The organism is Endozoicomonas sp. G2_1 (assembly GCF_017744155.1).
Taxonomy (GTDB): Bacteria; Pseudomonadota; Gammaproteobacteria; order Enterobacterales; family Alteromonadaceae; genus JAGHQT01.
Map to the genome: position 1 here is coordinate 210462 of NZ_JAGHQT010000002.1, position 14325 is coordinate 224786.

Genomic DNA, 14325 nt, shown 5'->3' on the forward strand with positions numbered 1-14325 from the left:
ATAAGACAAGAAGCTTGAGTTAAACCTTGCGCCTGATATAAAAGATTGCCACGGCAACAAAGATTATACTCGGCATGGTTGCCCCCAACACTGGCGGCATTTGATAGACTAAACTCATCGAGCCCATCGCCTGATTGGTAATGTGAAACAAGATACCCGTCACTACGCCCATCATGATACGAGCGCCCATTGACACCGAGCGCAACGGGCCAAAAATAAACGACAGTGCCACCAACAGCATCACAGCAACCGTTACCGGTTGTACTACTTTGCGCCAAAAGGCTAGCAAGTAGCGACTTGGATCTTGCTGATTTGCCTCTAAGTAATCTAGATATTCTAACAAGCCTCGCACCGATAACGACTCAGGTTTCACGGTTACTACACCAAGCTTATCTGGTGTTAGGCTCGATTGCCAAAGCTGAGTACTCAGCTGCTCTCTCGTTATTTGCTTATCAGTTATTTTAGTATTTACCACATTGCTTAGCTGCCAAGCATCATCAATGTATTTCGCGCTGTCCGCGGATGTCCAACTCGATAGTTTCAAACGGCTGTCAAAGCGATAAATTTGTACCCGTTGCAGGCTACCTACATCTTCAACTTCGCCAATATTAACAAAGAAGTCACCATCTTTTGCCCAAATGCCCGTTTTCGATGAAATTAAACTACCACCAGAAATCGCCTGAGCGCGAATTTCACGCGCCTCAGCTTCACCTGCGGGTGCAAGCCATTCACCAACAGCCATACTCACTAAAATCAGTAAAGCCGCACTTTTCATTACCGATTTAATAATGTTAAGGCGTGATAAGCCGGCAGCTTGCATCACCACCAATTCACTGTTACTCGCCATCATTCCCATGCCGATTAAGCCGCCAATTAGTGCTGCCATCGGGAAAAAGATCTCAATATCACGCGGAATTGAATAAAGAACGAACAAAGCTGCGTGCGATAAATCGTAATTGCCGCGACCAACCGCTTTCATTTGTTCAACAAATTTGATGATACCGCTAACGCTGACAAAAACCGCTAAGGTAATAAAAGTTGTTGAGGCGAGAATTCGGCCAATATAAAGGTCTAATATACGCATTAGGCTGCTTTCCCCTTGCGGCTAAGAGTCGGTAATTTAGCCTTAATGGCACGACCGCTTTTGCGCTCTTGCATCAGTAAACTAATACCGAGTAACAAGGCCACTAGGTGTACAGGCCACAAACCAATAAACGGAGGTAAAGAACCACCTTCAAGCCCTGAACGTAACGCGGTTAACAATAAGAAATAAGCTAAAAATAGTAACAATGCCGGTAACATTTTAGCAAACTTGCCCTGTCTTGGGTTCACCACAGAAAGTGGCACCGCTACTAAGGTAAGAATCAAACACGCTAACGGGAATGCCACTCGCCAGTGAATAGTAGCGTTGGCTTCAGGTGATTGTTCAGTCATCAGTTGAGACGTAGGCAAGGCGCTTAACTTGCGGCGCGCGTGTTCAACTTTTTGATCTTGAATTTGGATATAGTATTTATCAAACGCGACTGCTCTAAACTCTTCGTTTTTCGCATCGCTTTGGTAACGAGTCCCGTCTTGCAAAACCAACTTTTGTGAGCCACTGTCTTCTTCGAGAATTTGACCGTTACTGGCGTAAACCAAGCTGGCATTAATAATACTTTGCTCACTGTCTTGCTCGCCGGGAATTTGAGCAACAAAAACTTTGTCTAGTGTATTGTCTTCACGATTTTTGTCGTGAACAAAAACCACCGCTTTATCATTGCCTGTACGCTGGAATCGCCCTGCAACTAAGGTTGTCAAACCTGAATCTGCCGCCAACTTTTCTTTGACTTGATATTCATATTCAGCCGCCATTGGCGCTAAATAGAGTGAAAAGGCACCGGTAACAATTGCCGTGACTAAGCTCAAAATCAAGGTTACTCGAACCACATACCACTCACTAACACCACAAGCGTGTAGCACCGTCATTTCACTATCGGCGTATATTCGACCATAGGCCAATAAAATACCAAGAAACAAACTCAATGGCAGCATCATGCCAGCAAGTTCAGGGATTTTAAGCCCAATAAACACCATAACCAACTGTCCAGGGATACCGCCTTCTGAGGCATCACCCAGCACGCGAACAAACTTTTGGCTAATGAAAATAGTCATCAAGACGAAAAAAACTGCTAATTGAGTCTTAACAACTTCTTTCAATAAATAACGAAAAATAATCACTAACAAGCCCCTAAAAACTTAGTTTTTTTCTGACATATAGACAATTTTTAAGTAAACTTGTCATTTTTATAAGTAAATAAACTTTTATCCAGCAGACGAAAGGCTATAATTATAGCCTTTAGCTTAACTTTTAAAACAGTTAATTTAAGCGATTTTACTCACTTTTAATCGATGTAACGACTCAATAAAGCCTTTTTAAACCGTTATTGTTAACTCATTGCCGAATAACTTGATATCAAAAAAGTTAACGATAATAAAAAGTTAGTTAAATAGGTTAACACATTGAGCAAACAAAAACGCGTAAACAGTTACACCTGATTAAAAACAACAGGCGAAAACCTTGCCGAAGATCAATCGAGCAAGAGTTCAACAATAGGAGAGCCCATGGAATTTAGTGTTAAGAGTGGCAGCCCAGAAAAACAAAGAAGCGCATGTATTGTTGTCGGCGTATTCGAGCCGCGTCGTTTATCAGCAATTGCTGAACAATTAGATGAAATCAGCGAAGGTTATATCAGTAATTTATTGCGCCGTGGCGACTTAGAAGGCAAATCAGGCCAAATGTTACTACTTCACCACGTACCTAACATTTTAAGCGAACGCGTTTTGTTAGTAGGCTGTGGCAAAGAGCGCGAGCTCGACGAGCGTCAATATCGTCAAATTATTAGCAAAACCATCAATACCTTAAATGAAACAGGTTCGATGGAAGCCGTTTGTTTCTTATCAGAGTTACACGTCAAAGGTCGCGATACATACTGGAAAGTGCGTCAAGCAGTTGAAGCAACCCAAGATTGCTTATACAGCTTCGATAGCTTAAAAACCCGTAAGCAAGAGCCACGTCGCCCATTGCGCAAAATCGTTTTCAACGTGCCAACGCGCAAAGAGTTACCTATTGGTGAGCGCGCTATCGCCCACGGTTTAGCAGTATCAGAAGGTATTAACACCTGTAAAAATGTTGCCAATATGCCGCCAAATATCTGTAATCCAGCCTATTTAGCCGAGCAAGCAAAAATTCTTGAGAACGACTACGAAAAAGTAAGCACTGAAATTATCGGTGAAGCGCAAATGCAAGAGCTTGGTATGGGTTCTTACTTAGCTGTTGGCCGCGGTTCTCAAAATGAATCTATGATGAGTATCATCAAATACCAAGGTGGCGATGACGACAGCGCACCTATCGTGCTCGTTGGTAAAGGTCTGACTTTTGACAGCGGCGGTATTTCAATCAAGCCAGGCGAAGCCATGGATGAAATGAAATACGACATGGGCGGTGCCGCTGGCGTTTTAGGTGCTATGCATTCACTCGCCGAGCTCGATTTGCCAATCAACGTTATTGGTGTACTGGCTGGTTGTGAAAACATGCCTGGTGGTAACGCTTATCGTCCGGGTGACATTTTAACCACTATGTCAGGTCAAACGGTTGAAGTGTTAAACACTGACGCTGAAGGTCGTTTAGTACTTTGTGATGCCTTGACTTATGTTGAGCGTTTTGAACCAGAAGCTGTGGTTGATGTTGCAACCTTAACAGGTGCTTGTGTTGTTGCCTTAGGTAAACACGCCACGGGCCTTTTAAGTACTCACAACCCGTTAGCACACGAGCTATTGAACGCATCAGATCAAAGTGGCGATCGCGCTTGGCGCTTACCACTGTGGGATGAATACCAAGAGCAATTAGAGAGCCCATTTGCCGATTTCACCAACCTTGGTGGCCGTGCTGCTGGTACTATTACCGCAGCGGCGTTTTTGTCGCGCTTTACTAAAAAATATCATTGGGCTCACCTTGATATTGCTGGCACCGCATGGCGCAGTGGCGGCAAAGACAAAGGCTCAACCGGTCGCCCGGTAAGTATGCTGACTCAGTTTTTACTGAACAAAAGCGGTGTTGAGCAAGGCGAATAGTCTTGCTTCAACCACTGTCTAAGCATTAGTTCTTAACAGCAAGTGCGGTAGTTATTGCGATGTATCAAGCTCAAACCAGACCAACGCCTCAGGTAATGTTTTACATCATGCCTGAACAGTCTGAGCCTTTGACTAAGCCCGATGTAGTGCTCAACTGCCAAGACTACCACTTACAAGCTTGCTTACAGGCTGCGTTTTATTATCGACAAAAGCAACGAGTATTTGTTTTTACCGATAACCAAGACAGCAGCCACATTATTGACGAACTCTTGTGGTCATTCGACCCCGAGAGTTTTGTTCCTCACAACCTTATTGGCGAGGGACCAAAAGGCGGCGCGCCGGTTGAAATTGGTCATAGTCCAAGTCGCAGTCGCCGCCCTGTATTGATTAATTTAGCTAGCCAAGTGCCTAACTTTGCTGGCAATTATCAAAAGATCATCGACTTCGTCCCCAGTGATGAAGCCTTGAAACAACTCGCGCGAGACCGCTTTCGCCACTACAAACAATTGGGTTTTATCGTCAAAACTCAGCAGGCAAGCGAAATCAAAGCTCACGCTCAACCCGTTTAAGAAAAGTTAGATTCCAATGGAAAAAACCTTTAACCCGCAAAATATTGAACAGGCTCTATACCAAAGTTGGGAAGAGCAAGGTTATTTCAGCCCAACTGGTGACGGCGATGGCTACTGTATTGCTATTCCACCACCGAATGTCACTGGTAGCTTGCACATGGGACACGCGTTCCAGCAAACTATTATGGATACATTAATCCGCTACCAACGCATGCAGGGCAAAAAAACGCTTTGGCAGTCGGGTACTGACCATGCGGGTATTGCGACACAAATGGTCGTTGAGCGCAAAATTGCTGCGGAAGAAGACAAAACCCGTCACGATTACGGCCGCGATGGCTTTATCGATAAAATCTGGCAGTGGAAAGCAGAGTCTGGCGGTAATATCAGTCAACAAATGCGCCGTTTGGGTAACTCGATTGATTGGACTCGCGAGCGCTTTACCATGGACGACGGTTTAAGTGAAGCAGTTCAAGAAGTGTTTGTTCGCTTGTACCAAGACGACTTAATTTACCGAGGTAAGCGCTTAGTTAACTGGGATCCAAAATTACACACGGCGATCTCTGACCTAGAAGTCGAAAATAAAGACAAAAAAGGTCATATGTGGCACTTGCGCTACCCGCTTGCCAATGGCGCCAAAACTGCTGAAGGCAAAGATTACTTAGTGGTTGCTACTACGCGCCCAGAAACCATGCTGGGCGATACCGGCGTTGCGGTAAACCCAGAAGATCCGCGTTACAAAGATCTCATTGGTCAACACGTGCTATTGCCACTAGTTAACCGTTTAATTCCAATTGTTGGCGATGAACACGCCGACATGGAAAAAGGCACAGGCTGTGTGAAAATTACTCCTGCCCACGACTTTAACGATAACGAAGTTGGCAAGCGCTGCGGCTTAGCCATGATCAACATCTTTGACCAAGATGCTGCAGTATTGGCACAAGCAGAAGTTTACGATGTTAACGGCGAACCTTCCGACGCCTTTGACACCGCCCTACCCGCCGAGTTTGCCGGCCAAGACCGCTTTGTTGCCCGCAAAGCTATTGTTGCCAAATTTGATGAGCTAGGTTTACTTGAAGCAGTTAAAGATCACGACTTAGTAGCGCCTTACGGCGATCGTTCAGGCGTGATTATCGAGCCATTATTGACCGACCAATGGTACGTTCGAGTAGCACCACTAGCCAAGCCAGCAATTGAAGCAGTTGAAAACGGCGATATTGAATTCGTGCCGAAACAATACGAAAACATGTACTTTGCTTGGATGCGCGACGTTCAAGACTGGTGTATTTCTCGCCAGCTTTGGTGGGGTCACCGCATTCCAGCTTGGTACGACGAAAACGGCAAAGTTTACGTTGGCCGCAACGAAGCAGAAGTTCGCCAGCAAAACCAGCTCGCTGATGATGTTGTGCTAAACCAAGACAACGATGTACTAGATACTTGGTTCTCGTCTGCCCTATGGACATTCTCAACCTTAGGTTGGCCAAACGAAGAAGAACTAATGAAGCAGTTCCACTCGACTGATGTTTTAGTGACTGGCTTTGACATTATCTTCTTCTGGGTTGCCCGCATGATCATGATGACCATGCACTTTGTCAAAGACGAAAACGGCAAACCACAAGTACCATTTAAACAAGTTTATGTCACTGGCCTGATTCGCGACGAAAACGGCGATAAAATGTCGAAATCAAAAGGTAATGTTATCGATCCGCTAGATATGATTGACGGCATTAGCTTAGACGACTTACTCGCCAAGCGCACCGGCAACATGATGCAACCTAAGCTTGCCGAAAAAATTGCCAAAGCCACCAAAAAAGAATTTCCAGAAGGTATTGAAGCTCACGGCACCGATGCCTTGCGTTTTACCCTATCAGCACTGGCCTCAACTGGCCGTGATATTAACTGGGATATGAAGCGCTTAGACGGCTACCGCAACTTCTGTAACAAGCTATGGAACGCCAGCCGTTATGTCTTGATGAATACCGAAGAGCACGATTGCGGGAAAGATGCAGCAAGTGAGATACAACTATCGCTCGCCGATCGTTGGATTCAAGCGAAATTCCAACAAACGGTACAAACAGTGCATCAAGCATTCGCTAGCTATCGCTTTGATTTAGCGTCACAAGCACTGTACGAGTTCACCTGGAACCAATTCTGTGACTGGTACTTAGAGTTAACCAAGCCAGTATTATTCAAAGGCAGCGAAGCTGAGCAGCGCGGTACCCGTTACACCCTAGTGACTGTACTAGAGGGCTTGTTGCGTTTAATGCACCCAATTATGCCATTTATTACTGAAACGATTTGGCAACGCGTAGCGCCATTAACTCGCTTTGAGGCAAATGGTGACAGCATTATGGTGCAAAGCTTCCCGCAAGTAGATGAAAGCTTAATCGACCAACAAGCTATTGACGATTTAGAATGGGTGAAACAATTTGTTGTCGCTATTCGCAATATTCGTGGTGAAATGGACATTGCGCCAAGCAAGCCATTACCTGTGTTGCTCAAGCAAGTTAACGCCGATGACCAACGTCGTCTGCAAGACAACGAGCAATTCTTAAGTGCCCTTGCCAAGCTTGAAAGCATTAGTGTATTAAGCGAAGGTGATGCGGTACCAGCCTCTGCCAGTGCCGTTATTGGCGATATGTCAGTGCTAATTCCAATGGCCGGATTAATCGACAAAGACGCCGAGATTGCCCGCTTGTCAAAAGCGATTGAAAAGCTTGAGAAAGACGTTGCTCGCACCAAAGGCAAACTCAGTAATGAAAACTTTGTTAGCAAAGCGCCTGAAGCAGTAATCAACAAGGAAAAAGAAAAACTTGCCGATGCTGAATCAACGCTGGCGAAAATGATCGCACAAAAAGCGGAAATTGAAGCGTTATAAACTAATACAAGTAGTAATAACCCCGTTCCTCTAACTAAATAGTTAATACACGGTTAGGGAACGGGAAAAAGTAAGAATTTAATAAAGGACCTACTGATAAAACTATACTAATAATAATATCTAGTGGGAGTAATTGTAATAGACAATTCTGCTGCCTAGGTAAAACCTCAGCTCGTATCAATAAGGCTATGCTCTTATGACAAAACTAGTCGTGCAACAACTTATTTTTCATTTGAGCGCTTGCCACCGCCACCTTGAGCAAAGTGGCTACAACAAATAGACTTGGCATAAGAAGAAAGGATTTGAACATGAAAAATGTAATTTTCAAAATTACTATGGGTCTGCTTATAGTGCTTCTGATAAATACAATTTTTTCAGTAAGCGCAAGTTTATCACCAATTATTAACTATTTAGTTTCACTAGACGGTCTGAAAACTTGGAAAAGTAGTCTATTACTAACCGCTCACGATACTCTTATTATATTAGTTTTATATACCGCACTAATAGCGTTTGGCCAAAAGCTGAAACCCGAGCTACTTGCTTGGAGCGACTTGATTATTATCCAAGCGCCTATCGCTGTAATAGTTTTTTATCAAAATATAATATTGTCAGAGTTAACTGAGTTAACACCTTATACAGTCAGTAAAATTCTTACCACAATCACTATTATGTTTGGTTTGCTCTTTACTTTTTTCATATTTCAACAGATTGCTTCAACTAGCAAAAATGATCGCACAAAAAGCGGAAATTGAAGCGTTGTAATTGAGTGACAGTTCGCACTAAATTGCACCGGCAATAGCTGGTAAATAGTACAGAGGAGCACTGAATAGTGCTCCTTTTTTTATCGTTCAGTAAATTGTTCTTATTATTTGATTTATTTAGTCAAATTGTCACAAGAAAGTCACATAACACAGGTAGAGTTGCCATTAACTTGATTAGACAAAATTTATTCAAGTTTTTGCAGCTTATTACAAAACATTGTGATACGCTGTCATCGCGTTGAGTTTTTGCGTTCGGATGAAGGTTAAAATCAGCAATACGGATTACTGTTTGTATTTATGATTCACCCTGACGCGCTAGTGTTATTGGAATACCTTCCTCTGTCTGTACTTTTGGGTAGAGGGCATTTACTCCGTGAAAATGATCGAAATAATTTGATCGCTATTTTAAAATTATTGACTACGGGAAATGCAAGTATGTCTGATACAGTAACTGGTAAAGTTAAATTTTTTAATGAGTCGAAAGGCTTTGGTTTCATCGAGCAAGAAAACGGCCCAGACGTTTTCGTTCACTTCAGCGCTATCACAGGTTCTGGTTTCCGCACATTAAGTGACGGCCAAGCAGTATCTTTCAGCGTAAAACAAGGCCAAAAAGGTCCAGAAGCTGAAAACGTAACTGCGCTTTAATTTTTAAAGCAAGATACAAGTTTTTAAGAAGCAGCCTACGGGCTGCTTTTTTATATACAGGATGTATGGTATTTCACGGTCACATGGATGTGAAAGAGCGTATATTGACAAAATTGTCACATGCAATAAAAACCCGCTAAACTAGTTCTATTAAACCAGTATTTTTTATTTATAACCGAAGCGTTATTTTTAATGATGTCATCCTTTGTCAAACAGTTATACCTAGCAGCTTTTGTGATTTGCTTCTCCCTGCAAGCAATCGCTAGTGCATTGCCGTGCAATATGATGACAGAAAGCACTCTGCAGCCAATGAATGCGCTTTCAGAAATGGCAGGCTTAAATACTGATTCAATAGCTGTTGGTTCTATCACTGCTGGTTCAATGGCTGACGCAGAACTCCCACCTTGCCATCAAATGATGTCCAACGGACAACAAACAGAAAATAGTAATGCCTTGATGGCAGACTGCTTAGATAGTTGTCAGTGTTGCCCTGCGGTTTGTTCGACCAGTGCCATCGCTTCAACAAGCTTTAGTTTTACTAAAAGCCAACAACAAGTCCTATTTCACACTACATTTATTCAACCTAACCAAATACTTACTCCTCATTATCGACCACCGATAAGCTAACGTCGCCTTTTTCACATTAAGCAATTAACACGCTCTGCCCATGGCGAGAGCTTACTGACGTTTAAATAAAGTTGTATTTTATGTATTCAAAACAATCATTTTTGATCACTGCCATCGCAGTGGTATCAGCATTTTTTATTGGTTATGCGATAAATCAGCCGCACGTTGAAGAACAAGCAGTTCAATTAAATGAAGACTCAGCGGAGCAAAAGCCGCTTTACTGGGTTGCGCCGATGGACTCAAACTTTCGCCGTGATCAACCCGGTTTATCGCCAATGGGGATGGAGTTGGTTCCCGTTTATCAAGATAGTGCTAACCTCGAAAACCAACAACCCGGCACAGTATTACTAACACCCGAAGTCACTAATAACATCAGTGTTAAAACCAAGCCTGTAATGGTAAAGCCTTGGCACAATAGCTTTACTAGCTACGCCTATTTTACACTCGATGAAGAGCGCACCGCCCATATTCACAATCGCGTATCAGGTTGGATTGAGCACCTCTACGTCAAGGCACAAGGTGAAGCGATCCGCAAAGGACAAAAACTTTATCGCTTATATTCTCCAGAAATAGCTCATGCCCAAGAAGAGCTCGTATTAGCGTTAAAAGATCGCGATCCGCGTTTAATCCTCGCTGCCAAAGCCAAGTTAAGAGCGTTAGCTGTACCAGAAAGTGCAATTGAGCAAATCAGTGAACAACAAGCAGTTTTGTCCGATATCACCTTTTACGCGCCACTATCGGGCTATATTGAAAACTTAAATATTCGTCCCGGCTTTTTCATCAAGCCAGAAACTAGAATGATGTCTATCGCCTCGTTAGATACTATTTGGTTAATCGCGGAAGTATTTGAAAGTCAATTGCACAAAGTCAGCATCGGCGATTCAGTGACTGTTAAACTTGAAAGCGCGCCAAATGATGCTCTTAGTGAATCAAGGTTTAATGCTCAAGTTGATTTTATTTACCCTAAACTCGATGCTGTCAGCAAATTCGCTCGTGTTCGCATCCGCATAGATAATCCAAATCACAGTTACCAACCTAACATGCGCGCCAAGGTTACTTTTGCACAAGCAACTGACAGTGATCGACTCGTTATTGATAAATCGGCGGTAATTAGAACTGGTACTATGGACAGAGTGGTGGTCAAAGTTGGCGATGGTCAGTATCGCTCTCGCATTGTCACGGTTGGTGGTTATAGCGACCATGAGGCATTGATTTTACAAGGCCTAGTCGGCGATGAAGAAGTTGTCACCTCAGCACAATTCTTAATTGATAGCCAATCCCAGATCGGCGAAGATCTCGTGCGCATTGACGACAAAAACGCCGCCATCGTTTGGGTCACGGGAGAAGTACTTAACTGGATGCCAGCGATGAACCACTTAGTCGTCCAGCACGATGCAATACCTCAGTGGCAGCAACCGGCAATGACAATGGATTTTCAACTCGCTAAGCACCTTGATCAAACAAAGCTCACTAAAATTTTCTCTCAAAATGATAAACTCGATCAAGCTACAGCAATTCGCTTTCAATTCAGTGAGATTGACGGAAACTTTGTTATTTCAGCGCTAGAGTTGGCCATTGAAGTTAGACACGAGGTCAAGCACTGATGATTAATGCGCTAATAAAATGGTCGATCGCCAATCGAGTGTTGGTGATACTGGTTAGCCTGATGCTTGCAGGCGCTGGCATATTTGCGGTCAAGCAAACGCCGGTTGATGCTATCCCCGATTTATCTGATGTTCAGGTGATTATTAAAACCTCGTATCCAGGTCAAGCTGCCGATGTTGTTGAACAGCAAGTCACTTACCCACTAGCCAACGCTATGTTAGCCGTGCCAAAAGCAAAATCTGTGCGTGGTTTTTCATATTTTGGCGACTCGTATATCTACATCATCTTTGATGATGACACAGATTTGTACTGGGCACGGAGCCGAGTATTAGAGTATTTAAATCAAGTCAGTGAACAGCTGCCAAGCCAAGCGCGACCGAGTTTAGGGCCAGATGCTACTGGCGTTGGCTGGGTTTATTTGTATAGCTTAATAGATAACTCTGGCAACTATAACCTAGCCGAACTCACTAGCCTACAAGATTGGTATTTAACTCCCGAACTACAAGCAGTCTCTGGTGTTGCCGAAATTGCCAGTGCTGGCGGCATGATCAAACAATATCAGATTGAGTTAGATCCATTTGAACTCAGAGCTCACAAACTGACGCCTCAGCAAATCAAAATGGCAGTCGAGCAAAGTAACCAAGCGATGGGTGCGGCAGTCGTTGAAATGGCGGAAGCTGAGTACATTATTACTAGCGATCATTACTTGCAGTCTATTGAGCAAATCGAGAATATCACCGTCGGCTGGTCTGCTGAGCAAACGCCAATCCAACTTAAAGATATTGCTGCCGTCACTATGGGTAACCAAATGCGCCGGGGCATTACAGAATTTAACGGCCAAGGTGAGACCGTCACAGGCATTGTTGTCATGCGTTATGGCGAAAATGCAAAGCGAGTGATAAAAGCCGTTGAAACTAAACTCGACCAACTCAAACAGGGTTTACCCGAGGGGGTTGAATTAGTCACCGTATACAATCGCGCCGAACTTATCGACAACGCTATTAACCACTTAACCGACAAGCTGGTTGAAGAGCTCATTGTTGTTAGCCTGGTCTGCGCGCTATTTCTCTGGCATTTACGCTCATCAGTAGTGGCAGTTATCAGCTTACCATTGGGAATACTGTTAGCATTTGCCATTATGCGTTTTTATCACATTAACGCCAATATCATGTCGCTTGCTGGTATTGCCATCGCTATTGGCGCCATGACTGACGGCGCAATTGTGATGATTGAAAACCTCCACAAACACTTAGCTGAAAATCAAAAAAAGCCGATGGCTGAGCGTCTTCCCCATTGGCAACTCGTTGAGCGCGCAGCAGTGGAAGTAGGCCCAGCACTGTTTTTTAGTTTGCTCATTATCACCGTCAGTTTTCTCCCGGTATTTATGCTTGAAGGACAAGAGGGACGGCTATTTAGCCCATTAGCCTATACTAAAACCTTCGCCATGGCGGTAAGTGCGGGCTTAGCGGTCACACTCATTCCAGTATTAATGGGGCTATTGATTAAAGGAGAAATTAGTGATGAAAGCAAGAATCCACTCAATCGCTTACTCATCTCACTCTACCAGCCATTGTTAAAAGCAGCATTGGCATTTCCTAAACTTACCGTAGCGACAATATTGTTAATTGCTACCACCAGTATTTGGCCGGCCAAGCAAATAAGTAGCGAGTTTATGCCACCACTCGATGAAGGCGATATCATGTATATGCCTAGTACTTATGCCGGGGTATCAATTGGTAAGGCGAGGGAGCTACTGCAACAAACCAATAAGCTAATTAAAACTATCCCTGAGGTCGAGACGGTTCTGGGTAAAATAGGACGTGCAGATACCGCGACTGACCCTGCTCCTTTGACCATGATAGAAAGTTTTATTCACTTAAAACCAAAGTCTCAGTGGCGATCAGGGCTCACCAAAGCAGCCCTAATGAAAGAGTTTGAGCAACTGGTGCAGTTTCCGGGTTTAACTAACGCTTGGGTCATGCCAATAAAAACCCGCATCGATATGCTCGCTACAGGTATCAAAACACCGCTAGGCTTAGTGGTTTCTGGTGATGACCTCACGACTCTCGACCGCCTAGCTAAACAACTCGAAAGTCTGCTGATGGATATTGAATTAAGCCGTTCAGTGTATGCAGAGCGTTCAGTGGGTGGCCGTTACCTCAATATAGCGTTTAACGATCAAGCACTCGCTCGCTATGGCATTAACAGCGGTGAAGTACAAAATCTACTCAGTATTGCTGTCGGTGGCGCCAATATCAGCGAGACCACTGAAGGACTCGCTCGCTACCCAATTAATATGCGCTTTTATCAAGACTATCGACAATCTCCGGAGGCGCTTGCAGAGCTATTCTTCACATCGAGTCGTGGACAAATAGTGCGATTAGGCGATATCGCCAGTATCGAGATTAGCGATGGTCCGGCAGTGATCAAAAGTGAAAATGCCCGTTTAACTACAACTTTACTGATTGATGTCGACAGCACTCAGCTCAGCCAATACATTGCACAGGCCAATCAGCTCATAGCACAGACAATTGAACTGCCTACAGGTTACAGTTTAACTTGGGCAGGCCAATATCAATATCAGCAAAGGGTTGAGGAAAAACTCACTTATGTTATCCCGCTAACATTGATGATTATTGTTCTATTACTCTATTTAAGCTTTAGAGAGCTGACGGATGTATTACTGATTTTAACCACTATCCCACTCTCTTTAGCTGGTGGTATTTGGTTAATGTTTGTTAATAACTATCAATTTTCAATTGCCGTTGCGGTTGGCTTTATCGCACTAGCCGGTGTTGCGGTGGAGCTAGGCGTGATCATGCTAGTGTATTTAAAACAAGCCCAAAAAACCTTGTTCGAGCAATATAACAAGGCAGGTGAGCAACCGAGTCAAACGCAAATCAAACACGCCATTATTGCTGGGGCAGTTAAGCGAATAAGGCCAATTATGATGACGGTAGCAACAATTATTCTTGGCTTACTGCCGATTTTATACAGCAATGGAACCGGCTCAGAAGTGATGAGCAGAATTGCCGCCCCGATGGTTGGCGGCATGGTCAGCGCGTTAATATTAACGCTACTGCTTCTGCCCTGCTTGTTTTATCTCTCAATTAAAAACAATGGTCAAAGCTAA

General features: G+C 43.8%; 10 protein-coding genes. 8 read left to right on the forward strand and 2 right to left on the reverse strand.

Annotation, left to right across the window (positions count from 1 at the left end):
* Window positions 1–19: 19 nt before the first annotated feature.
* Both lptG and lptF read right to left on the reverse strand, forming a co-directional pair.
* Window positions 20–1084 carry an LPS export ABC transporter permease LptG gene (lptG, locus tag J7384_RS03915; protein WP_209111567.1) on the reverse strand — a complete coding sequence of 355 codons (1065 nt, stop codon included), beginning with the start codon at window positions 1082–1084 and terminating at the stop codon, window positions 20–22.
* The gene (gene lptF, locus J7384_RS03920; RefSeq protein ID WP_209111568.1) at window positions 1084–2217 is read right to left on the reverse strand and encodes an LPS export ABC transporter permease LptF; all 1134 of its coding nucleotides are present in this window, start codon (window positions 2215–2217) and stop codon (window positions 1084–1086) included. Before lptF ends, lptG begins: the two co-directional genes overlap by 1 nt.
* A gap of 384 nt (window positions 2218–2601) precedes the next feature.
* On the opposite strand from lptF, the gene pepA reads away from it, so the two are divergent.
* The 8 genes from pepA to J7384_RS03960 all read left to right on the forward strand — a co-directional run bounded on the left by pepA (window position 2602) and on the right by J7384_RS03960 (window position 14325).
* Complete coding sequence (gene pepA / locus J7384_RS03925) at window positions 2602–4110, forward strand: leucyl aminopeptidase (RefSeq protein WP_209111569.1); 1509 nt, start codon at window positions 2602–2604, stop codon at window positions 4108–4110.
* A 59-nt stretch (window positions 4111–4169) separates the two neighbouring features.
* Complete coding sequence (locus tag J7384_RS03930; protein WP_209111570.1) at window positions 4170–4679, forward strand: DNA polymerase III subunit chi; 510 nt, start codon at window positions 4170–4172, stop codon at window positions 4677–4679.
* 16 nt (window positions 4680–4695) lie between these two features.
* Window positions 4696–7554: a valine--tRNA ligase gene (locus J7384_RS03935; RefSeq protein WP_209111571.1), complete on the forward strand. Its 2859-nt coding sequence runs from the start codon at window positions 4696–4698 to the stop codon at window positions 7552–7554.
* Between the two features lie 308 nt (window positions 7555–7862).
* Window positions 7863–8306: a hypothetical protein gene (locus J7384_RS03940; RefSeq protein ID WP_209111572.1), complete on the forward strand. Its 444-nt coding sequence runs from the start codon at window positions 7863–7865 to the stop codon at window positions 8304–8306.
* Between the two features lie 444 nt (window positions 8307–8750).
* Window positions 8751–8960, forward strand: coding sequence for a cold-shock protein (locus J7384_RS03945; protein WP_209111573.1), 210 nt, complete (start codon window positions 8751–8753; stop codon window positions 8958–8960).
* A 192-nt stretch (window positions 8961–9152) separates the two neighbouring features.
* Complete coding sequence (locus J7384_RS03950) at window positions 9153–9587, forward strand: hypothetical protein (protein ID WP_209111574.1); 435 nt, start codon at window positions 9153–9155, stop codon at window positions 9585–9587.
* An 80-nt stretch (window positions 9588–9667) separates the two neighbouring features.
* The gene (locus J7384_RS03955; RefSeq protein ID WP_209111575.1) at window positions 9668–11191 is read left to right on the forward strand and encodes an efflux RND transporter periplasmic adaptor subunit; all 1524 of its coding nucleotides are present in this window, start codon (window positions 9668–9670) and stop codon (window positions 11189–11191) included.
* On the forward strand, window positions 11191–14325 hold the full coding sequence (locus J7384_RS03960; RefSeq protein ID WP_209111576.1) for a CusA/CzcA family heavy metal efflux RND transporter: 3135 nt from the start codon (window positions 11191–11193) through the stop codon (window positions 14323–14325). The genes J7384_RS03955 and J7384_RS03960 overlap by 1 nt, the downstream gene beginning before the upstream one ends.

Bases quoted from the DNA above. Each gene is read 5' to 3' on its own strand.
- lptG (WP_209111567.1), bottom strand. From the start codon at position 1,084: ATGCGTATATTAGACCTTTATATTGGCCGAATTCTCGCCTCAACAACT.
- pepA (WP_209111569.1), top strand. From the start codon at position 2,602: ATGGAATTTAGTGTTAAGAGTGGCAGCCCAGAAAAACAAAGAAGCGCA.
- J7384_RS03930 (WP_209111570.1), top strand. From the start codon at position 4,170: ATGTATCAAGCTCAAACCAGACCAACGCCTCAGGTAATGTTTTACATC.
- J7384_RS03935 (WP_209111571.1), top strand. From the start codon at position 4,696: ATGGAAAAAACCTTTAACCCGCAAAATATTGAACAGGCTCTATACCAA.
- J7384_RS03940 (WP_209111572.1), top strand. From the start codon at position 7,863: ATGAAAAATGTAATTTTCAAAATTACTATGGGTCTGCTTATAGTGCTT.
- J7384_RS03945 (WP_209111573.1), top strand. From the start codon at position 8,751: ATGTCTGATACAGTAACTGGTAAAGTTAAATTTTTTAATGAGTCGAAA.
- J7384_RS03950 (WP_209111574.1), top strand. From the start codon at position 9,153: ATGATGTCATCCTTTGTCAAACAGTTATACCTAGCAGCTTTTGTGATT.
- J7384_RS03955 (WP_209111575.1), top strand. From the start codon at position 9,668: ATGTATTCAAAACAATCATTTTTGATCACTGCCATCGCAGTGGTATCA.
- J7384_RS03960 (WP_209111576.1), top strand. From the start codon at position 11,191: ATGATTAATGCGCTAATAAAATGGTCGATCGCCAATCGAGTGTTGGTG.